Source organism: Streptomyces sp. NBC_01381 (assembly GCF_026340305.1).
Classification (GTDB): Bacteria; Actinomycetota; Actinomycetes; order Streptomycetales; family Streptomycetaceae; genus Streptomyces.
Map to the genome: position 1 here is coordinate 3,009,964 of NZ_JAPEPI010000002.1, position 25,042 is coordinate 3,035,005.

Sequence of the window (25,042 nt, forward strand, 5' to 3'; positions counted from 1 at the left end):
CGCCGATGGACGCTGTGACAGACACTGCTCGGTCGATCCACCTTGCGTGTATGCGCATATCTGTCAAGGAATACGGCTGCTTGCTACCACCAGGTGCGGCTACCCGTGCCAAGTCAGCGGCCGCGAGCCGAACTTGTTCAGGCCGAGCCCGCTCCTGAGCCGTCAGTCCGCCACCATCGGCATACCTCATCCCTCCGGCATAGCGCGGCCGAGACTAATCGTCACGGCTTGACGTAACCTCAGCCGTTAAAGATTTCTAGCTTGTGGCCCACCTTGCCTCACACCACTCACCGCAACAATCTCACCCTCGACTAATCAATGGCTGTTGGAATCCGCGTGGGCGAGCCTATCCGTAGAGCCAGCCAATCTTGTAGCTCAAGGTGCCTGAACTGGTAGGCGATACCGGAAGCGCGCAGAATCCCAACGCTGTAAGACCATCTAAGGAAACGCTTGAGGCGCCATGGTAGGCGCCCTCGCATACATAGCAAGAAGGAGTAATAGCGGCGCGATGCCCTCGCCAATACTACGAAACCAACCAGGAGGGCAAATGCCGGACCGGCCAGTAGTGCTGTCAGGTCGCCTGATACCTGATCGGATGCGTAGATCTGGGATACACCGCTTCCGATGCCTGAGATGAGGCCGAATGTCACCGCGTTTCTAGGGCTATGAAAGAGGGCCCCCGCGGTGGCTCCATTGGTTATTCCAACGGCTAGGCTGAAAGTGATCCAAAAGATAAAGCTATCTCCGGGGAGTGATATGAGGAAGCCGTACAGAGGGCCACAGATTAGGCCGAAGAATGTGGCCGAAAGTGCGTCATGATGCAAGGGACCTTCGGGGCCCTCTGTTCCTACTTGGTCATCCTCTATGTCGCCTGTGAGCCCAAAAGAGATTCCGTAGGAAATCGCGAACAGGATACCCCCTGTCAGACCTATAGATGCACCGAAGGAGGGGGCGGCAATAATGCCAAGAATAGTTCCACCCAATATTCCGATGGGCAAAGAGTGGATGCCGGATCGGCTGCGCATGCGACGAAAATTCAAACGTTGAGAATGGGGCCACCAGCGGGAATAGTGGATGATTGCAAAGATCGCATTGGCGGTCATCGAGTAGGCGAATATAAACAAGCCTTCGGAGCCCGAGTGCGGTGAGAGTGCGTAGATGATCACGCAGAGGGGTACGGCGGACAATACCGCTAATGTTGCATCTACTAGGCGCGGCATCCGATGCCCGCCAAGAGGCCACAAGTGGTGCAATACGATGTCGCAGCCTGAAAGGGTGCGGCCACCCAGGATATGCCCGGCATTCAAGTTGAGGTAGTTGGCCAATTCGGCCAGCCATCGTTCTACCTGATCCACCTGGTACGGGCTGGTTTTGAACCTGGGGCTCAATTGCATAACTGCAGGTATGAATCGCGCGAGTAGATGCTCGGCCAGTGCTCGTTCGCCGTTGATGGTAAGTAACTCGTCAGGATCTCCGCCCGCGTCGTATGCGACGATGGCGAGCGTCAATTGCCAGGGCGTGCTGAGCGTCCGGGCGAGAGTGCTTGAAGGGTGCGCTGCAATGGTGTCGGTCACGGACTGCCATCGGTATGGATCTCTTACTCGTCGATTCAAGAATGCGCACACTTGATCGGCGGAAGGAGGGTTTATCTCGATCCGAGCCGCATCCAGAACCCGCTGTCCAGAATTTTCCAGCGCTTCGTACTCATCTGCACGACATGTCAGTACCAGGGGTGCCACGTCACGGCCGTCCTGGTAGGAATTGCACCATTCCAACGCGGCCGAAGCCCGAGATTCCAAGACGGGTGTTTGCCCGATATCCATTTCATCCAGGCCGTCCAGTACTGGCAAAACGTGGCGTGTCTCCACGATATGTTTCGCAGTGGCGGCAGATAGTCCATATGCGTCGATCAATTGGTCGATGAGTAACTGCTCAAGAGATAGGCCGGTGTCCCAACTGGCGGCTGATATGCGTACCGGAACTGGATCCCCGTCGCGACGACTGTCCAATAGGGAAAGAAGCAATTCCAGTGCCAGTACGGTTTTTCCTGCTCCAGGACTGCCCGTAATGACTAATCGGCGCGGATGCGTTGTTTGGTAGAATTCCATCACCCCTGACAGGCTGCCCTGCCACAGTGGCACTTCAGCGTTTCGGGACATCTCGGGGAGAAAGGTGAACGCGACGTCTATCCGCTCTGAATCACCGCCCAGGAGTTGCCGCCATTCTGTGGCCTCTACTCGTTTTACTTGTGCGGCCAAGTTTCCGGTGATCTTGACTGGCTCGGTGTCAGCATGCGTACGCAGGCCTTGAAGGGAAGCCCACAGAGAAACTGCGCCCACTATCATGCCGGTGACCCCGGCGACATCTGTTGGACCCATCCCTTTCTGCGTCACCAGAGCCCACGCCGCATATCCGATGCTGCCGGCCAGGAAGATGGCCGCGGCTGTGGCGCTTACGATCCACCAGCGCTGCCTCAGGAGCTTGTTGCTGATCATCTGTTCCCCCCCTGGCGCCCTGTTTCCTGGATAGCACGTATCGGTGAAGAACACTTCGGCGAGAGCGTTGTCTGCGACGGCGATCGGACAGCGGACACTGGTCGATCAGGGCCCCAGAGGCGTTGTTGCGGTAGCCGTTCGTGCATCCCCGCACGGGTGGCATCAGCCGGTGCGTGCCGTACGTATGCCAGGTCGGGTCCGGCAGGAGGAGGCCGACATGGGCACAGTGCACCAAGACCTTGCCAAGAACCTACTTGAGGAGTGGCTCAAGGAGCCATCCGCTGCCGCGACGCTTGCCGACGTGCGCTTACGCAACATCCGCGGCGAGTTCAGAGAGGATCACAACGGGGAAGCGATCGGCAGGTTGGCACGCTTCCGGCCCGCGAACTGGCCCCTGGAGCAACACGCCGCATTCCTGCATGCTCACACGGATGTGATGGGTGGCGAAGTCGCCACGGTACAGATCGTCACCGGGGGCACTCCAGGACCTGATGCAGACAGGATCGGCAACGCCAGTCAGCTTCAACGGACGATTGACCACAGACCGGAGTTGTCCACGGGCGGGTGCCGATGCCCGGAGGGCCAACGCACGTCGAGGGCGACTCGGGCCGCGCCAGGCCCTCGAGAGTAGGGCGCGCGAGGTGCCCCTTGAGCCTGTCGAAACGAACCACCTTCAAGTGGTGGGCTGCCGACTGGCTCAGCAGGCGCCGCGCCAAGGAGATCAGCGTCGCGAGCTACGAGACGGCCGTCCGCATGCACCGCAGCCCGCAATGGGGCAGCCGTCCGAGCGCATGACGCCTGGACTGAGTTCAGCAGCGCTGTTGCTGAGGTGGCGATCGTTGAGCCCGGTCCGTTGCTGACGCTTCGGACGTTTCCCGGCAAGCGATGTACGAGCTCGACATGATCGGCCTGGCTTGGTACGAAGCCGCCCGTATGCCCAATCACGGCGCCTCGAAGAGTTCAACAACCGTTTCGTGAGCGCCGCGGAGGCCAAGCGTAAGCCGGACAAGGACAGGGCGTGCCTGTCCTGGTGGACCGCGCCTACCAGGGCGCCGGTCCCTGGGGCATCACCGGGGGCAGACGGCCGCCCGGCGGGCAGCTGCCCTCCAACACTGCAGAGATCTGATGGCGCAGGGCGAGGATCTTAGCGACGTTGTCCCGGTCGCTCTTCGGCCGCAGAGCGAGAACCCGGCGTCATTAGCCACAGGTGCCACGCCCCAGGCCTCATATATCGACTCCGACCAGGACGGACGCGATCTCGGCAAGTGCAGGGCGTAGATTTCCCAGCCGTAGGTTGCACACTGTGCGGGGCAGGACGAGCATCCGCGTTGTGGTGAGCGCTCGCGCGAGGAGGGCGTTGGTGCCGAGTAGGTGGATCACCAACTGCCGTTGGGTAGCTGCGCTGTCCTGGCCCTGGGTGTCCCGTTGCAGGTACTGGCTGTACATCAACCTGGACCTAGGGAGGTTGGTATGGCAGACGTAGCGGACTGGGCTTCTCTAGTGGTGACGTTGACTCTCGGCGTAGCCGGGTTCGCCGTCGCGGGGAACATCGGGCGGGATGTCAAGATCCGGCTCTCCGAGCGGCGGTTGGCGTCCTACGAGCGGCTTTGGGGCCTGATGCGGGCGGCCAGTCCATACGCCGACTCTCTGGATGAGCAGGGACGTCATTCACTCCACGAGGCCTTCACCAACTGGTACTACGCGAACGGTGACGGAATGCTCCTCGAACGTCACAGCCGTAGCGTGTACTTCGAGGTGAAGGACAACCTCACACGTCCGGTCGGGGAACTCACTCCAGAGCTCTCACGCCGACGTATCGAGCGCCTGAAGGGGGCTGAGCGGGAACAGGCGCGGGGGTTCCTGGTGCAACGTCAGTTGTCATTGCTACGCACTCAGCTCAAGAGCGACCTCGCCATCTTTGGCAAGCCCTACGGGCCGCCGATCGGAGCAGAAGACCGAGCCTTTCTTGAACACTGCGGCGTGCGCACCGGTCGACAGCCATGGCGGGCGGAAGGCCGAGTTCGGGACAGCCAGACGATCTGAACGCCCAGGTTCAGCCCACCCGAAAAGATCCTGGTCACTCGGCGGATCTCCACCCGTGGCCTCGAGCGTGGCGGGGTTATAGACGATCGCCGCGGTCCGGGCCGGGTGCACGCCGATGAGAGCTCGGCGGTGAACCCGCTGCCGGATAGCGCGTCGGTAGCCACGGGCAAGACGGCGGTGGTGTAGGAGCCAGTCCATTCTGCGTCGATGGGCAGGTCCCTGTGCGTGCAGATTTCCAGGCGGCGGCTCTGCCGGGTCAGGAGCCCCATTGGCGTCATAGTTCCGCATAACGGTGTTGTACGGCTGTCAACCGTGCTTCACAACTCCAAGCCAGAATCGCGCACTGGGGGTCAAGGGGTCGCAGGTTCAAATCCTGTCGTCCCGACCAGCTTCTTGCAGGTCGGAGGCCATTTCCGCCATTAGGCGGGAGCGGCCTTTCTGCTGGTGGTCGTGGAGTGGTCGTCACCTGTGCCATCGGACCTGTCGTGCGTGGTAATCGCGTCAAGCCGCGGGAGTGTCGGTGGTCGTGATGTGGTCGCGACGCTCTTCTTCGCGGTTGAGGGCGGCGGCGATGGCGTCGACGGCTTGGTGGGCGGTACGTCGGGTGAGGTTGGCGTAGATGTTCGCGGTGGTGGAGATGGGGAGTGCCGTGCGGTCTGGGAGACGGCCCATAGGCTGACGTTTTCACTGATGGCGATGGTCACGGCGAGGTGGCGCAGGTCGTGGAGAGTGCAGCGGGGGACGCCGGCCTGTTGGGTGAGGTCGTGGAAGTGATTGAGGACCCATTCGGGGTGCCAGGCGCGCCCGTCCGGGCGGGCGAAGACGAACCCGTTCCCGTATTCAGGATCGGTGGGGTCCTCTGCGAGTGAGGTGTTGCGGCGGCGCTCGAGCACGGCACTTACGCGGGGTGAGAGGGCGACCCAGTCGCGGCTGGCGCGGGTCTTGGGGGTGGTCATGACGAGCTTGTTGTTGTCGACGGCGGACAGGGTCCAGCGGGTGTAGAGCCGGTTCTGGTCGAGGTGTACGTCGTTCCAGTGCAGGGCGAGGGCTTCGCCTCGGCGAAGTCCGGTGTCGATGAGGAGCTCGGCGAGGTCGGCGAAGTCCGGGTCACGTCTCCGGCAGTGGTGGAGGAAGCGCACGGCCTGGGCGGTGGTCCAGATGGTGCGCTCTGCCGCAGCAGGGCGCGGGATCACGGTAGGCCGGGCGACGTTGACAGGCAGGCGGTGGGTTCGCACGGCTTCGCCGAGAGCGCTGGAGAGGGTGGCGAGGACGTGCCAGACAGTCTGCTGGCCGCGCCCGGCGGCGAGTTGGGTCTGCGTGAAGTGGTGCAGGTGCTCGTAGGCCAGGTCATCGAGACGGATGGCCCCTAGGGCGGGGATGAGATCGTTTCGGGTGTAGTCGCGGTAGCGGATCCAGGTGGTGGGTTTGAGCCGTAGCTTTTGTGCGGCGAGCCATTGGATGAGGTGGTCCTCGAGCGTCTGGTTGGGGTCGGCGCTGATCCCGATGCTGCGGCCGGCGGGGTAGCGGTGCAGGGCGATGCCGGCGTCGTCCTGGGTGGGGAAGCCGCCGCGGCGCACGGTGCGGTTGTGGCCGCCGGTCTGGGCGGCGGGGATTTCGACGGCGAAGGTCCAAGTCCCGTGTTTGGGGTCGGTATTCAGGAGGGGGCAGTGCGTGCCGAGCTGGTGTTTCTGCTGGTCGCGGCAGCCGCAGCGGCGGTAGACGCGGCCTGTGGCGTGGTGAGTGCGCATGGTGATCGCTTCTTGGCGTGGTGTGACACCTGTGCTTTCAGAGTGAGCCTGTGGCGCGCAGAGTTCGCGGCGAACGGCCACCGTACGACCACAGCAGGGGCTGAAGGGCATGTGACCTGCACAGATCCCTTGACGGAGCGCATGGTGCGACGCCATAAGGCGCGGAGGGACCCCATGTGGGTACGACTGGACGTCAAGTCGTGCGCCACCTTGGTACGGGGTTGAGAGCTCAGCGTTCGATGGCCCGCGTCTGGCGCGGCTTGTCGGGCAGGGGGAGCGCTCGACGTGCCCGTCTTCTCTGCGTGTTCGCAGGCCTCTGTGAAGTCGGAGGCGCTCGAGCGCCTGAGATGCAATGAAGCTTCTCTGGGAGGACACTTGCTCCATGAGGTCCGACGCTGTTCGGGTCCCGCGGTGGAGATGGTGTACAACAGGTTTGATGTCACTGCTGCTCTGCTTCGCTGGCGCGACTGCGTGTGGTGGCGATGACTCCCCAGGCGAGACGCCTACGCCGACGAAGACAGTCACAGAGACCACCGAGGCGCCCGCGGAAACTGAGCCAGCGGCCGAGCAAGCGGTCCTGCCGAACCTGGTGGGCAAGTCCCTGCAGGATGCACAGGACACCGCTCAAGCGAACGGGTTCTACCTTCTCGATTCCCGCGATGCCACCGGAATGGACAGGTTCCAGGTCTTGGACCGCAACTGGGTGGTCTGCTCCCAGATGCCAGAGCCAGGGCGACACCCCACCGATGTCACGGTCACATTTGACGTGGTCAAGGACGATGAGAGCTGCCCTTAAGGTACGCGCGTGCCCGGGTGGTGGGGCCTGAGGTCGGTCGTGCAGGAGGTTCCCGTGCGGTGCTCGCCCGTGCACTCCGTTCCGCAGGACTAGGCAGTCTGTGACGGCCCTTGGTCGGCTGCCAGACGATCAGACGGCCGCGTGTCCGGAATTGCAATGCGGGTGAGGTCTTTGGCGGGTACCCAGTGGCCTGCTGTTCTCACGGGCCAGATCACCCACCACTGCCCTCCTGGCGCGCATCGCGGGCGAAGGCTTCGCCAGCTCCACTGCCATCGCTCCCAATCCGGCAGCTCTCCGTCAGCCAGAGCACGGGCGTCGACGCGTTCTCCGAGCATCTGATATGGGCGTAGCCCGACTCAGAGGATCTCAATGTAGACCGCAGTCCCTGGCTTCGGAAAGAAGATGTCGAGCTCGATTGGCTTCGAGCCGGAGCTCATCGTCGGCTCGCTCGTACAGGCTGCGACGCTTCTCTGTTTCGTTGGCAGTCTCGTCCTTCCGCGGCTTCCCGCCAGCAAGTGCTCCAGGCGCCCTGACCTTCACGCTGTGCACGACCGCTGTGCCCACTGCCTGGACGGAGAACGTTGCCCGTAGACGTCGTTGGACTGTCTTGCCCGTTTCAGATGGCGAGTCTTCGTGCCGGCGATCTTGTGTCATATGGACGTTCCATCCGTGCTGCGGACGGTCGAACCATTGCCAGCGGGCGACAGCGATGGACGCAACTGCTGCAGCGATGGCGGCGATCAGAGTGGACAGGTCCATCTGTGGAACGTAATGCCGTGGTGCCGCTGACGCCAGCGTCGGCGCGGCTAGAGCCTTCCTGATGGCTCTTGGTCACCTTACGCTGCAACTGTCGCCCAAGACGGCTTGACGCAAGCTCGGCCACGCGAACGGCGACCTCCTGCACGATGAGTCCCGGCACCGATGTCAAGTACCCGAAAATTGGGAATACTTACTGTGACGTGAGGGATGTACCGATCGTATGCTCACGAACAACGAGCGGCACTTGCACCGAGCCCTGTCCAACAAGAACAGGATCACGGAGGACATGACCCCAGCAGACTGACGTACTCCCCTCACCTGCGGCGATGACTTTTCGAGTGGCATACCGACAAGTCTCTGAGCTGTATGGACGACATTATCGGCAGGCGCAGTGTTGCAACAGCGTCCGGGGAGCGCGGCAGCGTGGAAAATCACGATCGCCTCATTTCGGCAACTTACCTGTCTGAGACGGGCGTTGCTCGGCACAATGGTGCCTGTGCCACATGACGACTACATTGAGTTCACTCTCGGCGACGGGGTAGAGGTCCGCCTCGAACTTGCGGCGGTCGGCGAGCGTCCGACTCCACCGCAGGGCGGCGTCGATCTCCCGGACGGCATTGCCGGAGTGACTCCGGTGGGGCGAGGAGCGCGAGTCGGGGAGCTGGCTACGGATGCGCTGCGGACCGTGCTGAGCCCTCTGGGGCCTGTCCTGCAGCAGGTGCACGACGCGGTGCGCAACATCCCCGATCCGCCGCACGAGATCAGCGTCGACTTCGGAATACAGGTCGGCCAGGATCTGAAGATCGGCATCGTCGGCGCAAATGGCCAGGCCAGCATGACGATTTCAGCCACTTGGCAGCTGCCTTGTGAGAGACAGACGTGACCTGGTTCGCGACAGCACTGGATGAAACGGCCGCGGACGCCCGCGGCGGGCTCGTGCGGGTCCTGTCCAAAGACGGGACGGCGACGGCGGGGGCCGGGGTATACCTGGCTGGACGATCCCTCCTGACCTGCGCTCATGTCGTCAACTCGGCGCTCGGGCTGCGCGTCCTGAACCCCGGGGACCCCGGCAATGTCGTCCTCGACGTGGCCTTCCCCGTGCTGTCCGCCGCCCACACCTGGCTGGCGCGGCTTACGGCCTGGATACCTCCGCGGTCCAAACGCCAGAGGGCGATCACGGATGGCACCCTGCGGTGGGACGGTGATCTGGCCGTCCTCGAGCTGGAGGGCGACCCGCCCACGCAAGTGGGCCCGCTGCGCTGGCTGGAGATGGAGATGGGCCAGCAGGTGCGCGCCTGGTATGGCGGCGGTCAGGCCTTCTCGTACGCCGATGTACGCGTCGCCTCGTACGGTGACGGTGTCGGTTACCTTGACGGACAACTGTCGGGCGCCGCGATTGGTGAGGGCTACAGCGGCGGACCACTTTGGTCGGTGGCCGACCGCGCTGCCGTGGGCTTGGTCATGGGCCGGATCGATGCCCCGGACACGGCGTTCGCCGCGCAGCACACCGTGCGCCGCAGCTGGGGACGGAGCTGGCAGTCGGTCATGGCGGAACTGCGCCGGGCCGGAGCCGTTCCCGAACCGCACTTGGCCGCCCTGGGTGCGGGACCTGCTGCCTTCGGCGTGGACGAGTCGGTGCGCGACATGCTGGTCGGCCCGCTGCACATCCTGCTCGGTGACCCTGCCGCGCGCGCCGCGCACGCCGGGGCGCTCGCCGTCCAACTCGGCCTGCGCGCCCCCGTGGACGGCAGTGCGCCATCTGTGGAGGAGCTGGCGCAGTTGCTCGGCGGTACCGAGCGAGCGCTGCCCACTCTCGCCGAGTCGCTGTCACCCACGGTGGCCGACGACCCACGCGGTCGTGTCGAACTCGACCGGCTGCTCGCCGTGGGCCGGGTCACCGATGCGGCCCGATTGCTGTCGGTGGCCGAACACCGCGTACTGCTCGCTAAGTTGGAACACCTCGCCGTATCGGACCCGGGCTTACTGCACCGTGCCGCGAACGCCGCGCTGCCCTACCTCGACTTGCCTCGCTCTCTGCAGACCACTCGCCTCTCGCCGTCCGCCGTGCCCGGCGTGCTGCGGGAGCTGGAGACCTGGCACGGCGACGGGTCGCCGGTTCCCGAGGAGACTCCAAGGCTCCCCGCCCTACTGCGCGTGGTGGAGTACGTTGCCGCCGAGACCGGTGGGTTGGCCTGCCAAGCGCTTCAGGAGTGGGGTCGACGTGTCTCGACACGTTTGGGCGTGCATGCGTCGGCTCTGCACGAGCGGCGCGCCGACGCCGAGCGGTGGTCACGGCGGACCGCCCCGGCAGGATCCCGGATTCTCGTGGAACTCGACCAGTATGCCAAGGACCCCGCCGGGCACTACCGCTGCTCGGTGTGGCGGGTACGTCCGGACGGCAGCGCCGCACGCGCCGTCACAGGCACCGAACGGCCCCGCACCGGCAAGGAGATCGCGCATCTTATCCGCGACGCCGCAGACTCCACCGACGACGGGGTGGCGATGGTCGCCGTGTCAGTGCCGCCGGACGCGCTCGAACTTCCTGTGGACGAGTGGGATGGGGCCGGTGCCGACGAGGTCATTCCCGCCCCGCTGGGCGAGGACTTCCATCTCGTGCTGCGCTGCCCGAAGCTGCGCACCCGCTCACGCACCGGTGACGCTGACCTCAAGCGGCGGTGGCGGGCCCGCGCCCAGAGCCCGCCCCTAGTGGCTGATCACACCGTCGGCGGGCGTGCGGGGCTCATCGGCCTGCTCAAGACAACTCACAGGGACGGAGCCCGCGTCTACCTACAGGGGTCCCCCGAGCACCGAGGCGAACTCCTTCCTATCTGCCTCGTGATGGGGGTGCCGATCGTGCTCTGGGATCGCGAGGACCGTGGAGGCCGCGCAGAGCATCACAGTGGGCCCGACGGTGGTCCGCCGCTCACGGCTGTCGTCGCCGAGGGGCCCGTAGACGAACTGCCTGAGCGGCTACGGCACTTCAGGGCCCGGGGCACCGCTTATTCCGCCGGAGCCGCGCGCCCGTCGCTGGTGTGGGAGGACGCGGGACTTCCGCTGCCGGATGAACTTCGGCTGGCCGACCCCTCGCGAGGAACGGAGCAGGCGATATGACGCACGGCGACGAATGGCGGCTGTTCCGCGGTGATGGCGCGGTCCGGCCAGTGGACTTCCCCCCCGCCCCGCCGTGGAGGCGGTTCACCGACGCGACGAACGGCCGCGGTCGGCCGCGCCCGTACCTGATCGGACGTACCGAAGCCGACGTGGTAAGCGCCGCCCTGCATCTGCGCCGCCCGCTGCTGGTTACCGGTCATCCGGGCACCGGGAAGTCGTCACTGGCCCACGCCATCGCCCGCGAGCTGGCTCTGGGGCCCGTACTGCACTGGCCCGTCAACAGCCGTTCGGTCCTCAAGGACGCTCTGTACGGGTACGACGCGGTCGGCCGGCTCCGCGAGACTCATCTGCGCAAGGAGCGCGGCGACAATGAGCCAGACGTCGGCACCTTCATCCGACTCGGCCCGCTGGGCACGGCGCTCGTGCCGCGAGACCGGCCACGAGTGCTGCTGGTGGACGAGCTGGACAAAGGCGATGTAGACCTCCCCAACGACTTGTTGACCGTTTTTGAGGAAGGCGAGTTCGACATCCCCGAGCTGTCCCGGCTGTCCGAGGCGCAGTCCGAGGTGTCAATTTTCACTTATGGCGCGGACGACGACCTGATCAGGGTTGTCAGGGGACGGGTGCGCTGCCGGGAATTTCCCGTCGTGGTCATCACCAGCAACGGCGAGCGGGACTTCCCGCCGGCCTTCATGCGCCGTTGCGTGCGCTTGGACCTGCCCGACCCGGACGAGGCCCGGTTGCGCGACATCGTGGCTGCGCACCTCGGTGATGAGGCCCTTGCCGGTGTCGATGACCTCCTGCACACCTTCCTCAACCGCCGGGCACCTGGCGAACTTGCCACGGACCAGCTGCTTAACGCGGTGTTCCTGCGCAAGGGCGGAGTTGACCTCGACGCCGAGGGGTTGCTCGACGCCGTCCTGCACCGGCTGGGTGGGGAGATCTGAGCAGCCATGGAACTCGGAGTCCCGGAACGCTGCGTTCGGCGGAGCGTCTAGATGCCGGGCGTGAGCGAAGGGCAGAGTGCCTCCCATCCATCGGGCGGCGATGACCAACCGCAGCTGTCCGCACTCGGTAGACTGGCACATCTGACCGGGCATGACCTGTCACTGCACGAACTGCTCGACACGGTCTGGCTGGCCGCGCGGCTTCCTGCCGGAGCGGACGCCCCGCTCGCGCGCTGTCTGAACGGCGCGGTCTCACCCGGTTCGGGGCCCGGCACGACCGAGGGCGCTCCGGGGCCCGACGATTCGTCGAATATACGGCCGGTTCCTGACCCCTTGCCGACACCGGAGTTCGCGCCTCAGCCCCCGCCCCCGGCCCAGCTGCTCGGCGCCCTGCACGCCGCAGCCGCCGCGCGTAGTGCCCCCGAACTGGCCGAGCTCGACGCAGGATTTCGGACGGGCCTGCCTGAGGGAGCGTTGCCGGTACGCGTCCCGGAGGAGAAGGCGCTCGGAGAGGACGAACTGCGTTTCTCTCGGGCACTGCGGGCGCTGAAGCAGTCCGGTCTTGACCCTTTTCGGACGGAGTTCGACGAGGAGGCCACCACTGCGGCGCTCGCCGAGACGGGGTTGCCGGACATGGTCACGCGCCCCGCGCGACAGCGTCAGCTGAACCTCGTCCTTCTCATCGATGAGGGCATCTCGATGTTGCTGTGGCGGCGGCTTGCCATGGAGCTGCGCACCTTGTTGGAGCGCCTCGGTGCCTTCCGCGATGTCCGTGTGCATGGCCTTGACTCTCGATCGGCGCGGGCACCGCTGCTACGGGCTCGCCCCTTCGATCCGCGCGCCCCGGCACTGTCCCCCGCCTCCGTCGTTGACCCGTCGGGACGCACACTAGTCCTGGTGATCAGCGACGGAGTCGGGACGTGCTGGCGGGACGGGCGGTTGACGAAGGCGCTGGAACGCTGGGCGCGGCACGGACCGACTGCGATCATGCACACTCTCCCCGCGCACCTGTGGGACGGTTCGGGGATCGGCTCTGAACCGTGGCTTGTGACGAGCAGGCGGCGCGGCGCGGCCAACGACACGTGGGAGGTGACCGACCCACTGCTGCCGCCCGGGCTTGGCGAGGAGTTTGCCAGGGTACCCATACCGGTGCTCGAACCGTATCCGCCGGCGATCGCCACCTGGGCACGCCTTGTAGCCTCGCCCGGCGCCAGCGCGCGACTGTCGCTGCTGAGGCCGCCGCACGTCGGGGCGCCGCGCGGCAGCGCCGACACCCGTGGCGCGGACGCGCCGAGCGCGGTCCTGCGGTTCCGGGACGCGGCTTCCCCTCCGGCGTACCGCCTGGCAGCCCACCTCGCTGCGGTGTCACCGCTGACCGTGCCGGTGATGCGACTCGTGCAGGCGGCCGTGCCGTGGCAGACCGACACCGTGCATCTCGCCGAGGTGTTCCTGGGCGGCTTGATGCGCCAGGTCGATTCGGGCGACGAGCACCTTCCCGCGCAGCACCGGCGGTTCGGATTTCCCAAGGACGCCCAGGACATCCTGCTCGACACTGCATCCCCGGTCGATCTGCTGCGCACGACGCGCGCGGTCACAGACCGGCTGCGAACCCTCGTGGGCCGCTCGCCGGACTTCCCGGCCTGGCTCGCCCACCCCTCGGGCACCGGCGAACTGCTGCCCGGCACCCGCCCATTCGCCTGGCTCGAAGACCGCCTCCTGACTCACCTGGGCGCCCGGCCGATGGCCACGGTGCCCGAGCGACCGATCGCGTACGAGGAAGTGCGTCTCCCCTCGGGGATCGACACCTCACCGACCTGGCTGTCGCTGCGCCTGCAGGATCTGCACACGCTCGGCCCGTACTCGCTTCTGCAACGCGACGGATCGAGCAGCAGACCCACCGCCTACATCGGCGAAGACGAGGAGGGACGACGGGTGCTGCTGCGGGTGTCGCCATCATTCGCGTCGTCCGTCGGCCGGGAACTGCTCGAGGTCGAGCGTCGTGCGCTGCGCCGCATGGACGGTGCGTACGCGCCCGTCGTCGTCGGCAGCGACCTGGAGGGCCTGCCCACGCCATGGCTTGCCCTGCGGCTCGACACCCTGGCCGACGGTCGTCCCGCCCCCACCCTGCGAGCTCTGCTGGACGCGGCCGGGCCGCAGCCCGGCACTCCGCTGTTCACTTGGCTGGGCTGGCATTTGGCGCGCGCGGTGGCCCGCTGCCATCGCCGGGGCATCGTGCACGGCTCGCTTGCCCCGGGTGTCGTTCTGGCCACGGAGGAGACCCTGCACATCATCAGCTGGACCTCGGCCCGCATTGACGGCGCTTGGAGCGCGTCCACGGCATCTGTGCCCGCGCACTCCCACTACCGAGCACCGGAGGTCACGTACTGGGGAGAGTCGCGAATCGCGGCGGGCGACGTCTACTCGCTGGGTGCGATCCTGTTGCACGCTGCGACTGGCCGGACTTGGCAGGGCTACGAACGCAGCGGCCTGGAGAACAACCTGGAGTTCGGCGAAGTCGACGAGGAGCTACGCGAGTTGCTGCTGCGCTGTGTGGCGGCCGAACCGGAGGATCGCCCCACTGCCGGCGAAGTCGCCCGGGCGCTGGGCGCGCGGCTGCCGGGCGGCGCCGCGTGGGAGGGCTCCGAGGACGAGTCCTGGCCGCCTCCGTCCTCCTCCGTTTCGGATGGGGACGGAGGGGCGGACGGTGCGGACGGGGCGGCAAACCACAGCGCCAGCTGGACTGCTACAGTCCGAGCCGCCCTCGATCGACCACTGCAAATCGCTCTACTGGGCGTTAAGGACGGGGTCGGCTGCACCACGACGACCATGATGCTGGGGGCGGTCCTCGCCGATCAGCGGCAGGAACACGTACTGGCGGTTGACGCTGACCGGCACGCCGGAAGCCACGTCCGTATCAGCCGGCGGGTCTTTCGTAACACGATGGCGGGCCTGAGCGACCTAGCCGCTTCCCTCCACGACGTGCGCACCTTCGAGGAGCTTCAACTGTTCCTGTCGCCACATCGCTCGGGCCTGATGGTCTTGGCCGACGACTCGCTGTCCCAGCGGACGGCGAGGGCATCGTTCTCTGACCAGGAATTCGCCCTGGTAGCAGCCGCCACCGGGCGCCACTTCCCCCTCACCCTGGTGGATGCGGACACTCCGCTCGCCGCAGTCCTTGGGTACGCCGACCGCGTGGTCATTGTCTCCCGGGCGGATCCCGCTGGGCTCACCCAGGCCCATCGCACCATGGACCGGCTGGTCTCAATTAACCGTCCGGACCTGATCAAGGAGGCGGTCGTTGTACTCAACCACAGCCGACCGGCCGCCGGCTGGAATCTCGACCCGGCTGCACGCCGGGCCCTTAGCTCACGCTGCCGCGGACTGGTCACGGTTCCACGCGACGGGCACTTAGCGATGGGCAGTACAGTCGAACTGTCTTGGCTGACCCCCGAGGCGTACACGGCGTACCTCCGGCTCGCTGCGCTGTTGCTCGGGCCCCGGCCGATCTTTTCCTGAGTGAGATGTGTGACCTCGACCCAGTTACCTCGGGACGACCTCTGCGCCTGCCGGAAACTCCATCCGTGCAGTTCAGGCGGCATGCTGGTACTCGTGGAGGACTCCGCCGAGGCGGTCTCTCCGGCGCACTTTCAGTTGGGTGATCTGTGCGTGGGGGAGTGGTTCGGGGACGGCGCGTAGGGGTGCTGTCTGGTCTTTCGCTTGGTGGGGTCGGCGGGTGTTGTAGTGCAGTTCGAATTGGTGGAGCGCGTGGCGTAGATGGCGCTCGTTGAAGATGAGGGTGCGGTTTAGGAGTTCGTGGCGGCGGGTCTGGACCCAGCGTTCCATGATGGCGTTCATGCGCGGTATCCGGACGCCGGTGCGCACGACTTGGATGCCGGCGTTGCGCAGAATTTCGTCGAAGAGGGCGGGGTATTTCGCGTCCCGGTCCCGGATCAGGTACGCGTGGGTGGCCTGTGCGTCAGTGAGGTCTATGGCCAGGTTGCGGGCGTGTGGGTGCCCGTAACTCGGCCGCCCTATGCGACCTGGTTGTATTCGTGGATCACGCCGCCGAGTAGATCTCGACGGATGACCTTGCCGTCCGGGCTGTCCGGGTCGGGGAGTGGTCGCAGGGGTGCTGCTTGGTGGAGGGCGTGGTGTGGGCGGTGGGTGTTGAAGTGCGTCTCGTATGCGGCCAGGACGGTGCGCAGGTGTCGTTCGTTGACGATCAGTGTGCGGTCGAGGAGTTCTCGGCGGTATCCGCCGATCCAGCGTTCGATGTACGCGTTCGCCCGCGGGGCCCGGATGGGAGTGAGCAAGACCTGGATGGCGTGGGATGCGAGGACGGCGTCGAAGGCGTCGGTGAACTTCGCATCACGGTCCCGGATCAGGAACTTCACTTGGTCAATGCGGTCGTCCATTGCCATGAGGAGGTCACGCGCCTGCTCGATTGCCCAGTTGCCGGTCGGGTGGGCAGTGACGCCCAGGAGGTGTACGCGGCGGGTAGAGATCTCCATGACCTGTGGGTGCCCGAAACTCGGCCGCCGCAGGCGACCTGCGTGTATTCGTGAATGACACCGCTGAGTGGATCACGGCGGATGGCTTTGGCGTCTGGTGCTGTGGGGTCGGGGAGTGGTCTCAGGGGTGCTGCGTGGCGGAGGGCGTGGTGTGGGCGGTGGGTGTTGAAGTGCGTCTCGTATGCGGCCAGGACGGTGCGCAGGTGTCGTTCGTTGACGATCAGTGTGCGGTCGAGGAGCTCTCGGCGGCATCCGCCGATCCAGCGCTCGATGTACGCGTTGACCCGCGGGGCCCGTGGGAGTGAGCAGTACCTGGATGGCCTCGGATGCGAAGACGGCGTCGAAGGCGTCGGTGAACTTCGCGTCTCTGTCCCGGATCAGGAACTTCACTCGGTCGACGTCGTCGTCCAGTGCCATGAGGAGGTCGCGGGCCTGCTGGACTGCCCAGCTACCGGTTGGATGGGCGGTGACGCCAAGGAGGTGTATTTGGCGGGTGGAGATTTCCATGGCCGCCATGCAGTACAGGCGCCGCAGTAACACGGTGTCGACGTGGAAGAAGTCCACTGCGAGGATTCCGGAGGCCTGGCTGTGCAGGAACTGTGCCCAGGTCGGCCCCGAGTGTCGCGGTGCCGGGTCGATCCCGGCTCTTTTCAGGATCGCCCAGACCGTGGAGGCGCCGACCGGGCGGCCCAGGCAGGCGAGTTCGCCGGCGATCCTGCGGTATCCCCAGTGCGGGTTCTCCGCGGCCATCCTCAGCACCGGTCGGCCGCCTGTAAGCCGGGGCGCTGATTGCCGTGCCGACGTTGCAGGACGGCGAGCTGGTGACGCAGCGCGAGGATCTCGACGTCCTTGTCGTGGTCGTTCATCGGGATCAGCCGCAGGGCGGTGAAGGCGTGAGTGACGGCGATGCAGGCCAGTCGGAGGAGCATGGGCATTGATCATTGCCGACCGCTGTCGTTGGCGCGATAGCGGTGCTGAACTGCACCGACGTAATATTCGGCACCCACACGTCCCCGCTGGACGTCCTGCCGCACACGCCCGAGGGCAAGCCCGTGCCGGGCACGTTCCGACTCGGCATCTCGCCCGGGATGGTCAAGCACCAGGGCACCCAGACCGTCCTGTGGGCGGAAGAGCAGTTCGAGGAACGCGGCGGCGTGTTCAACATCGCCAACCTCATCAAGATGTAGGTACTCAGAATCTCCGTCATGTTCTCGCGAGCGATGACCCCTGGGCCGCACTTATGACGCGGATCTGAGATCCGAGTGTGAGTGGTGGCGTACAGGAGATCCCGGCGAGAACGATCTTGCTTCGCGAAACATGCACTTACATGGATTTCGACTTCTGAAATTCGACGTGCGGGGCCGGGCAGGAGATGGAGTCCCGTGCCGCCCACGGTGTTACAGCAGGCTGGTCACGCTGTCCTGAATTGCGGCCACGTCGCTCGCAATCGCGGCGTCGGACTGGACGCCGGCGGCGATGAAGCCCAGCCAGCGCAGGAGGGCGGTGCGACGTGGTTCTTCCCGGGCGAGTTCCGCCTCGAAGCGCTCGGCGGCCTCGACGAGTTCCGCGCCGTCCTCGTACTGGTCCCGGTATCTGCGGAGCTGTTCCAGCAGTAGTCCTGCGGCGGCGCGGAGTTCGGCGATGGCGACGTCGCGGTCGGGCTCATCCGTGGGGCCGACAGTCGCGGAGGAGTGGTTGAGGGCGACGGCGCTACCTTCGATGCGGACGTCGCCGCCTGCGCCGATAGCGCTGCTGCCGGACACGACGAAGTTCGTCCCTCCGCGCAAAGGCCGCCGACCGGGGAAATGGGGAGCCCGTGGAGTGTCTGGCATTGGCGCAGGAGAAGGCGCAGCACCGGGGTCAGCGAGTGCTTCCCGCAGGAAGGGGATGATGCCGCGTTCCAGCACAGCTTCGCGCCAAGCCTCTCTGGCCCGGACCAACTCCTCGCTCAATTCTCGGTTGTCCCCGGCCGGGCGCGTGCGAGGGGGCGTGTGGACGGCCGCTGTCTGCTCGGACGTACGCCGTGTCCGCGCCTCCGCCGTCAGTACTTCTGGCCGTACGCGCAAGCCAAGCAGCGCCGCCAGCAGACGACGGCCGTAGGACATCCTGGCCCACCGCTGCGGAGCGACTCCGTCGCTGATCCGGCGGCCGCCCGGTTGTCTGGCACCCAGGACAGCAGCGCCGAACCGATGGCCCAAACCAACATCGTGCTCAGCGGCCGCCGGGAAAGTGTCGGAGCGGGGGAAGGCAGACGGGTCTGCGGACGTCGCGAGCGAGGACGAGTACGCCGTGCCTGAGGACTCGTACCCGGACGCCGAGCCATTAAGTTGTTCGCGGGCCCGTACGTAGTGCTGGTACTCGGTCGCCGCGGCCGCCGCGATGAGGGCGGTAGCGTTCAGCGCCAGAGTGCGCAGTTGCTCCGGGGTGAGCTGTTGGCCCATGGCCTCCAGTCCCGGACGGCGGGAGGCGGTGTGTAGTGCCTCGTCGAGGATCCGCTCGTACTCCTCGCGGTCTTCGGCGAGCAGGTGCGGAGAGACGTCGTTCACTGCCCCTCCTCCTCAATCGCCGGCCTCTGCCGCCGTCGTGGCGCGCGCCGACGGCCGTCGGCCGGGTCCGTGAGGAAGGGAGTGCCCTCGGGGCGCGCGGAATCTCGGAGTTGTGTTCGATCCGTGGGGAGCTCGCCGGTTGCGGGCTCCGCCGTACGGGCGCCCGCAACCGGGGCTGGCGTCCTGGGCGAAGGCACTGGCCAAGTGGGCTCGGCAGTGGGGAGGGGCTGGACCGAGCCTGCGAGGGACGTGGAGGGTGCGGGCGCAGGCTCCGTTCGGGACAGGGGAACGGACGGCGCCGTGGCGGCTGCGGCGCTTGGGGCATCTGCCGCGGCGAGGTCGGCCGCATCACTCACGGATCTGACGCTGGCAGCCGCAGGCACCTCGGCATCCGTAGTTGCCCCAGCCGGCTGCCGGTCTCCCGTCATCGCCTCGTTCACCGTCTGGATGCGGCCGAGTTGGGTAAGCAGCATGGGCGCCGATATGCCGACGACGAGGGCGGCGTATTCACCGCTGATCTGGCCCGTCCTACCGAACAGCACCGCGGCCCCGGCACCCATCACGCTGTGCACAACGGCTGCCGCGATGTCGACAGAGGGGTCGAAGTAAGCCTGGAACTGCGGGGATTCCCCCTGTGCCATCCTCGCCGCGGCGAACTGGCGATGAGCGCGGCGATCAACCTGCCAGGACACGAACCGCGTGTACAGGTCCAGGGCCCCACGCAAAAGACCACCCGCCGCCCCCAACAGGATCAACGTCGGGACGTCCACTGTCTCCCCCGGGTGACGGCGCTGACGCCTCGCTGCGAGCGTCCGGACACCGAACGAGTGTAGAGCCGAGCGTGTGCCCCAGGGAATAGCCCAAGGTACGGACCCCGGAGGCAGGCCCTATGCGCCACCAGCCCAGGCGGCTTTCGTCCTTTCCGCGCCCAGCCGCCCGGTGACCAGACGAACTCCTGGAAGGCATGTCCTCACAAGGACGTCCGGCCCTCAAGGTCTGCGCCTGCCGAGAACCCCATCCGCGCCGCTCGGGACTGTCCAAACCAACGGGTCTTCCAAGATTTTCGTAGGCGTTGATCGGTGCCGCTGGCGGTCAGTTGAGCAGGATGAGCTGGCGTAGGAGCGGGTGGCCGGCACGGCCGTATCGCTGGCGCTTGAGAAGTTTGATCTTGCAGTTGACGCCCTCGGTGCGGCCGTTGTGGTGGGGCAGGGTGAGGGCGGCATCGACGGCGGCGCGGTCGCGCTCCAGGCCGGTGGCGAAGGAGTGCAGGAAGGGCAGGTCTGCGGCGCGGGTCCGGGTGAGCCAGGCGGTCAGCTGCTCGGCGTTGCCCGCGGACGGTACGAGCAGAGCGGCGAAGGCGCGGATCTGGTCGGCCAAAGCGGTCATCTCGGGGCAGGCGCCCGCGAGTTGGTCACACAGGGCGCGCTGCTTGTCGTCGAGGTGGTCGGGGTGACGGGTGAGCAGGCTGGTGACCTTGCGGGGTGACAGGACGGCATGGTCGGCTTCAACCCGGCCCTGGTTGATGTAGCGGACCAGGAGGTTCGCACTGCCGGTGTAGCCCCTCTCCCGGATCTCCGTCAGTAGATGGGTGACGGGGACGGCCGGGTCGTCCGTGCGGCGTTTGCGCAGGTGGTCGCGGTAGGGATCGACGAGACCGGGCCGGTAGACGGTCACGGATCAGGAACTTGATGCCTGCGATGTTCATGCCGGTGTCCATGAGGAAGTTGCGGGCGGCCTGGGTGGTCCATGGGCCGGTGGGGTTGGCGGTGACGCCGAGAAGGTGCGCACGGCGGCTGCCGTGTTGGAGCATGACCAGGGCGTAGATGTGTTTGAGGTTGATGGTGTCGACGTGCAGGAAGTCGACGGCGACTATGTGTTCGGCCTGGGCTGCGAGGAGCTGCCTTCAGGTTGGTCCGGTACGACGTGGGGCGGGGTCGATACCGGCCTGGTTGAGGATGTTCCACACGGTGGAGGCAGCCATCGTGTGGCTGAGGCTGGTGAGTTCGCCGTGGATGCGCCCATGGCCCCATCCCGGGTTCTCGGCCGCCACGCGCAAGACCAGGGCTTTGACTGCCATTTCTTCGCGACGAGTTTGCGATGCCAGGTCAGCAGCGTGGCCGGCGTCATGGGGAAGACCTGAGGCCGACGGCGGCGCGGTATCAGGTGCGAGAGCGCGGTGAAGCGCAGGCGGTCGGCTGGCTCGAGGTGTAGGCGTGGGACATGTCCGCGCAGGACCGCGCTCTCGTGGCGCAGCACCAGCAACTCCGCGTCCTTCGTGACGTCACGCCGCAGCAGCGCGGGCAGCGGCAGCAGGCGACGGGTGCCAGCGTACACCGTGGACAGGATCACGAAACATGATCCCAGACGCGGCAGAGCCGCTGTTCAGAGTCCTGTGTTCCCGGTTCTTTGCGGCGAGTGGCTTCAAGGTGGTGGGACGACGATTCGTGTTTTTGAGCCTTACACGGTCGTCCGTTGTGGTGATCAGAGCACTCGACACTCCATGATCACAGGGAGCCGTTCCTATACGCGTACCTGCCGATCCAATGAATCACCACCACGGCCAATTGGAGGTATCAGGTCCATACCGGCTACGTCGGCTGGCCACGATAACGACGGATCCCTGATCACTGGTAACCGAGAGAGATCCGCGACCACCCACTTCACAGAGAGCTACAGCAGCAGAGGTCTTGTACATCCACAGCGAAACCGCAAGTAGAGGACACCGATGGCTGCATTTGGAGTAACCTGGCGGTAGTCTATGGGCGCTCCACGGGGGATGGTGACATGAGTGGCTGGTGACGACAGTGAGCTACTTGAGCTTGGACTTGCAGAGACGGTTTCTGCCCTACGGCGTGAATCGTCAACCGCTGTAGCTGCAAGCATCAATGAGTCCATTAGTTTCGGAATATCTTCTCTGGACCTTGAGTTTGAGATAGAGATGGAGAAGCGTAGCACCGCTAAAGGTGACGTGCGATTCTGGGTCGTAACTGCGGGTGCTGATCGCAGTAGCACGTCACATGCCAGGCATCGTGTTTCCATGTCACTCAAGCCAGTACAGAAAAATGCTGGTGAGAACAACGACGTGTACATCGGCCACCGGCTTCAAGAACCCCCAGATTAGTCGGGGCACGTCGTAATGTCTTCATTCATGGAGAGTCACCCACAAAAGGGCAGAGTGGTGCAAGTATGGTGCGCCCAGCCAGGGAAAAGTGGCACTTTTGGTTCGGGCTACATAGTAGGTGAGCGCACTGTACTAACCGCGCGGCACATTGTGAGAGAAGCAATGTCTGGCGGCGGGCACCAAGTTTATGTGCGAACGGATAACGGAGATCGGCATGCCGGTCTAGTGGTGTGGGCCAGCGATAATCAGGACATAGATGTAGCTCTTATCGAAATGGGATCAAACTTTTTGGCTCATCCAGCAGTAAGTTGGGGGGTTGTTCGCGGAGGCCCGGAGCGTAGAGCAACGGGAGCTGGATTTCCGGCCCGAGACGCCACTTCTGATGGCAAGCAGCGTAGAATCGATCAGTTCTTTGGAGTTGTGACACCGCTCTCCGAACAGCACCGTCTTACGCTGCATATCCAGAGCTCCACTCTAAGAGATCCCAATTTGCGGGATGCCACGACTGACGACTTGTCCCCTTGGGGGGGATTCCAATGGAGTGGCGCTTCTGGTTCGGCGATATTCTGTCAGGGCTTACTCATTGGAGTACTTGCCCTGGATCATAATCCGAATGTTTACGCGGGGCGACGACTCCACGTCGTGCCAGTAGCGTCGTGGTGGAATGACGATTATTTCGTAGTGCAGCGTCGCCGCCTTAGGCTCAGTGAGTCTTTGCGGGAAATTCAAGACCCGGGGCAACAGGCCATCACTCCAGATGTCACTACGGATCTTGATCGCGATGTTGATCAGGTTCTATCGATAATCGCAGCAGGACTCCGGCCGGTGTACGCGACCCAGCGCCGGCGACTAGGTTTGGCAGACGCGCACTCCCTGAGCATCTCCTGGCGCGAGGTGACTGAGCCGATCGGTCCGAGCCTAAACCTGGATGGCGCACTCCCAGATCCTGCGGAGACATTAGCCCGTACCAGGCATCAGCAACTAGTCGTACTAGGCGATTCAGGCTCCGGAAAGACAGCCATTGTCTACCAACTAGCCCATCAGCTCTTGGATGACTTTTCCCTCGCTCTCGCCCAGCCCATTCCACTCGTACTGCCGTTGGAGTCGTGGAATCCTCTTGCTCGCCCCTTGGAGGACTGGATCGCGTTACATGTGGAGCAACTGATCCAAAATCTCACCGACACAGATCAGCAAGCGGCAGAGAAATTAGCTGACACTCTCGTTTGCCAGCAGCGAATCTTGCCACTCTTTGATGGCCTAAATGAGATGCCGAGCCTTCTAAGGAATCCGGCAATGCGATCCCTGGCTATGTTTGAGCAGCCGTGGGTCCTGACTAGTCAACCGAGCGCTATTAGAGTCGCGACCAATGATAATCGCTCGCACCCATATCGGGCAGATTTCGTAAGAGTCGATGTGCTGGATTTTGAGGCGGCTCGAGATTTCCTTCTTGAGCCATGGAGGCATCAAGATCCGGGAGAGAGAAACGAGTGGAAAATCTTCTTTTCCAGGCTCGCTAATCTGCCAGGCGAGAAATCCCTTCCCATCACTCTTGCGTTGACCACACCACTATATCTCTCGCTAGCAAAGGTCACGTATGGAATTGGCCAGCCGGGCGACCCCATGGATCTTTTGGAGAGTAGTCTCACGACTCCAATGGCTGTGCGGGAGTATCTGGTCGACGCTCTAGTTGATGACGCCTTCGATCCGCTGGTGGGCGGCCGAGCCCACCAGACTACTACAGGTATCCCGCGTGTCTGGAAAAGCCCTCGTGAAGCGAAGCACTGGCTTCAGTTCCTAGCGCGGCATTTAGACAAGCATGAATTATCGAGTTTTCGCTGGTGGACGTTAGAATATTCCGCCCCATTCTGGCTTATGATGGCGAGCGTATCGGTAGTCACGGTAATGGAAATGAGTCTATTCTCCCTGGCGACTTATGGGTCGAGAGTGCTCGCGCGTGACGCTTTGATGGGCTTCTTTCTCGGCGCCGTCATCTCTGTGCTCGCTCGCTGGTTCCATAGGGAACGAGAGGGAGAATATGACTCCCCTGAAGAGCTGGAAATGAGACGTAGTTTTCGTGATTTGAGCCCTCCGGAGCAGCGAGCCGTGATTGCAATTTTGTCGATTATCGGATCTGTGCTCTTAGGTGGAGGGATATATGGAATTCTGTACGTCGGCCTATGGTCTTTGCGGATGTCGTCATGGAAGGTAGAGGTGTTAGATTCTTTGCGGGATTGGAGCGTACTGCTCCCGATTTCCGTCACCATGGCACTCTTGGCTGGTCTTGCTATTTTCGCCTTCGCGTATCGCGCATTCTCCTATTCGAGTCGCGATGACGTACTGGGGGTTATTCTTATTGATGATGCGGCCCCGAATTGGCGTTACGGGAAGTCTTCTTTAAAGTTCTCCGCACTTATGGCACTAGTGATCACTGGCGCACTGGGCTCTCTGGTGTGGATTTCGTTAGAGCAGTTGGCTGCGAACGGGCTAGGCGTTTGGTCAATTACTCGAAAATCTCAATTCTTAATTATTGTAGAATATTGCCTTCTTGCGGTAATTTGGGTGGCCTTTTTTACCCCTAGGGTTCGCTATTGGATCGTGCGTTACTGGTTTGTTCTGACAGGAAGGCTTCCTAGAAATTTGGATGATTTTCTTGCCGATGCGGCACAGCGAGGTATTTTATGCCGCAGAGGTGCCGCATATGCATTCCGTCACGAATCTCTTCAGAAGAGGATGGGTAAGATCGGCGCGCCAGTTTCTACTGGTCGTGGGACTTCGAACTAGAAGTTGGGCCGATGGAGTCCGAGTTCTCCGGTGTCAGTTATTCCGTCTGTGGGTGCCCGACACTCGGCCGCCTACGCGACCTGCGTGTATTCGTGGATTACCCCGCCGAGTAGATCACGACGGATGACGGTGCCGTCCGGGGCGATGGGGTCGGGGAGGGTGTGCGTGCCGATAATTACGCCCC

The 25,042-nt window shown here is 64.4% G+C and carries 20 protein-coding genes and 2 pseudogenes; 13 read left to right on the forward strand and 9 right to left on the reverse strand.

From position 1 onward, the window contains the following. Window positions 1-311: 311 nt before the first annotated feature. Entirely contained in the window at window positions 312-2,495 is a 2,184-nt protein-coding gene (locus OG453_RS34960) for an NACHT domain-containing NTPase (protein ID WP_266872567.1), read from the reverse strand. 648 nt (window positions 2,496-3,143) lie between these two features. Between OG453_RS34960 and OG453_RS34965 the strand changes: the two genes are divergently transcribed. From OG453_RS34965 to OG453_RS34975, 3 genes and pseudogenes are all read left to right on the forward strand, one after another. Next, window positions 3,144-3,290, forward strand: coding sequence for a hypothetical protein (locus OG453_RS34965; RefSeq protein WP_266872568.1), 147 nt, complete (start codon window positions 3,144-3,146; stop codon window positions 3,288-3,290). Between the two features lie 211 nt (window positions 3,291-3,501). After that, a pseudogene (locus tag OG453_RS34970) lies at window positions 3,502-3,597 on the forward strand (IS5/IS1182 family transposase); the annotation flags it as partial. 368 nt (window positions 3,598-3,965) lie between these two features. Beyond that, the gene (locus OG453_RS34975; protein ID WP_266872569.1) at window positions 3,966-4,538 is read left to right on the forward strand and encodes a hypothetical protein; all 573 of its coding nucleotides are present in this window, start codon (window positions 3,966-3,968) and stop codon (window positions 4,536-4,538) included. A gap of 419 nt (window positions 4,539-4,957) precedes the next feature. Here the strand turns inward: OG453_RS34975 and OG453_RS34980 are convergent, their stop codons facing one another. After that, window positions 4,958-6,286 carry a site-specific integrase gene (locus OG453_RS34980; protein ID WP_266872570.1) on the reverse strand — a complete coding sequence of 443 codons (1,329 nt, stop codon included), beginning with the start codon at window positions 6,284-6,286 and terminating at the stop codon, window positions 4,958-4,960. A 436-nt stretch (window positions 6,287-6,722) separates the two neighbouring features. Here OG453_RS34980 and OG453_RS34985 point away from each other — a divergent pair, with 436 nt between their 5' ends. Beyond that, window positions 6,723-7,082 carry a PASTA domain-containing protein gene (locus tag OG453_RS34985; RefSeq protein WP_266872571.1) on the forward strand — a complete coding sequence of 120 codons (360 nt, stop codon included), beginning with the start codon at window positions 6,723-6,725 and terminating at the stop codon, window positions 7,080-7,082. A gap of 366 nt (window positions 7,083-7,448) precedes the next feature. Here OG453_RS34985 and OG453_RS34990 read toward each other — a convergent pair whose 3' ends face one another. Continuing rightward, entirely contained in the window at window positions 7,449-7,841 is a 393-nt protein-coding gene (locus OG453_RS34990) for a hypothetical protein (RefSeq protein WP_266872572.1), read from the reverse strand. A gap of 496 nt (window positions 7,842-8,337) precedes the next feature. Here OG453_RS34990 and OG453_RS34995 point away from each other — a divergent pair, with 496 nt between their 5' ends. From OG453_RS34995 to OG453_RS35010, 4 genes are read left to right on the forward strand one after another with little or no spacing between them, the layout of a single operon-like run. Then, window positions 8,338-8,724 carry a CU044_2847 family protein gene (locus OG453_RS34995; protein ID WP_266872573.1) on the forward strand — a complete coding sequence of 129 codons (387 nt, stop codon included), beginning with the start codon at window positions 8,338-8,340 and terminating at the stop codon, window positions 8,722-8,724. After that, a complete protein-coding gene (locus tag OG453_RS35000; RefSeq protein ID WP_266872574.1) occupies window positions 8,721-10,952 on the forward strand; it encodes a trypsin-like peptidase domain-containing protein in 2,232 nt (743 codons plus the stop codon). Before OG453_RS34995 ends, OG453_RS35000 begins: the two co-directional genes overlap by 4 nt. Next, window positions 10,949-11,899 (forward strand): MoxR family ATPase, encoded by a 951-nt coding sequence (locus OG453_RS35005; protein ID WP_266872575.1) that lies wholly within the window; start codon window positions 10,949-10,951, stop codon window positions 11,897-11,899. The genes OG453_RS35000 and OG453_RS35005 overlap by 4 nt, the downstream gene beginning before the upstream one ends. Window positions 11,900-11,959: 60 nt before the next feature. Continuing rightward, the gene (locus OG453_RS35010; RefSeq protein ID WP_266872576.1) at window positions 11,960-15,415 is read left to right on the forward strand and encodes an SAV_2336 N-terminal domain-related protein; all 3,456 of its coding nucleotides are present in this window, start codon (window positions 11,960-11,962) and stop codon (window positions 15,413-15,415) included. A gap of 72 nt (window positions 15,416-15,487) precedes the next feature. Here OG453_RS35010 and OG453_RS35015 read toward each other — a convergent pair whose 3' ends face one another. From OG453_RS35015 to OG453_RS45225, 4 genes are all read right to left on the reverse strand, one after another. Next, complete coding sequence (locus tag OG453_RS35015; protein WP_266872577.1) at window positions 15,488-15,781, reverse strand: integrase core domain-containing protein; 294 nt, start codon at window positions 15,779-15,781, stop codon at window positions 15,488-15,490. A gap of 149 nt (window positions 15,782-15,930) precedes the next feature. Further along, window positions 15,931-16,404, reverse strand: coding sequence for an integrase core domain-containing protein (locus OG453_RS35020; protein WP_323178722.1), 474 nt, complete (start codon window positions 16,402-16,404; stop codon window positions 15,931-15,933). Continuing rightward, window positions 16,290-16,682 carry an integrase core domain-containing protein gene (locus tag OG453_RS45220; protein WP_323178723.1) on the reverse strand — a complete coding sequence of 131 codons (393 nt, stop codon included), beginning with the start codon at window positions 16,680-16,682 and terminating at the stop codon, window positions 16,290-16,292. The genes OG453_RS35020 and OG453_RS45220 overlap by 115 nt, the downstream gene beginning before the upstream one ends. Before the next feature lie 480 nt (window positions 16,683-17,162). Continuing rightward, complete coding sequence (locus tag OG453_RS45225) at window positions 17,163-17,339, reverse strand: hypothetical protein (protein ID WP_323178697.1); 177 nt, start codon at window positions 17,337-17,339, stop codon at window positions 17,163-17,165. A gap of 12 nt (window positions 17,340-17,351) precedes the next feature. Between OG453_RS45225 and OG453_RS35030 the strand changes: the two genes are divergently transcribed. Continuing rightward, window positions 17,352-17,597 carry a hypothetical protein gene (locus tag OG453_RS35030; RefSeq protein WP_266873283.1) on the forward strand — a complete coding sequence of 82 codons (246 nt, stop codon included), beginning with the start codon at window positions 17,352-17,354 and terminating at the stop codon, window positions 17,595-17,597. Between the two features lie 210 nt (window positions 17,598-17,807). Here OG453_RS35030 and OG453_RS35035 read toward each other — a convergent pair whose 3' ends face one another. Beyond that, on the reverse strand, window positions 17,808-18,956 hold the full coding sequence (locus OG453_RS35035) for a hypothetical protein (RefSeq protein WP_266872579.1): 1,149 nt from the start codon (window positions 18,954-18,956) through the stop codon (window positions 17,808-17,810). A gap of 1,092 nt (window positions 18,957-20,048) precedes the next feature. Beyond that, complete coding sequence (locus OG453_RS35040) at window positions 20,049-20,630, reverse strand: transposase (protein WP_266872580.1); 582 nt, start codon at window positions 20,628-20,630, stop codon at window positions 20,049-20,051. Between the two features lie 124 nt (window positions 20,631-20,754). Between OG453_RS35040 and OG453_RS35045 the strand changes: the two genes are divergently transcribed. The 4 genes and pseudogenes from OG453_RS35045 (at window position 20,755) to OG453_RS35050 (ending at window position 24,858) form a co-directional block, all read left to right on the forward strand. Further along, the gene (locus OG453_RS35045) at window positions 20,755-21,096 is read left to right on the forward strand and encodes a hypothetical protein (protein WP_266872581.1); all 342 of its coding nucleotides are present in this window, start codon (window positions 20,755-20,757) and stop codon (window positions 21,094-21,096) included. 648 nt (window positions 21,097-21,744) lie between these two features. After that, on the forward strand, window positions 21,745-22,077 hold the full coding sequence (locus OG453_RS45405; RefSeq protein WP_353962305.1) for a trypco2 family protein: 333 nt from the start codon (window positions 21,745-21,747) through the stop codon (window positions 22,075-22,077). A gap of 27 nt (window positions 22,078-22,104) precedes the next feature. Continuing rightward, window positions 22,105-22,656 (forward strand): annotated as a pseudogene (locus OG453_RS45410) (serine protease); the annotation flags it as partial. 315 nt (window positions 22,657-22,971) lie between these two features. Next, window positions 22,972-24,858 (forward strand): NACHT domain-containing protein, encoded by a 1,887-nt coding sequence (locus tag OG453_RS35050; protein WP_266872582.1) that lies wholly within the window; start codon window positions 22,972-22,974, stop codon window positions 24,856-24,858. The last annotated feature ends 184 nt before the right edge of the window (window positions 24,859-25,042 follow it).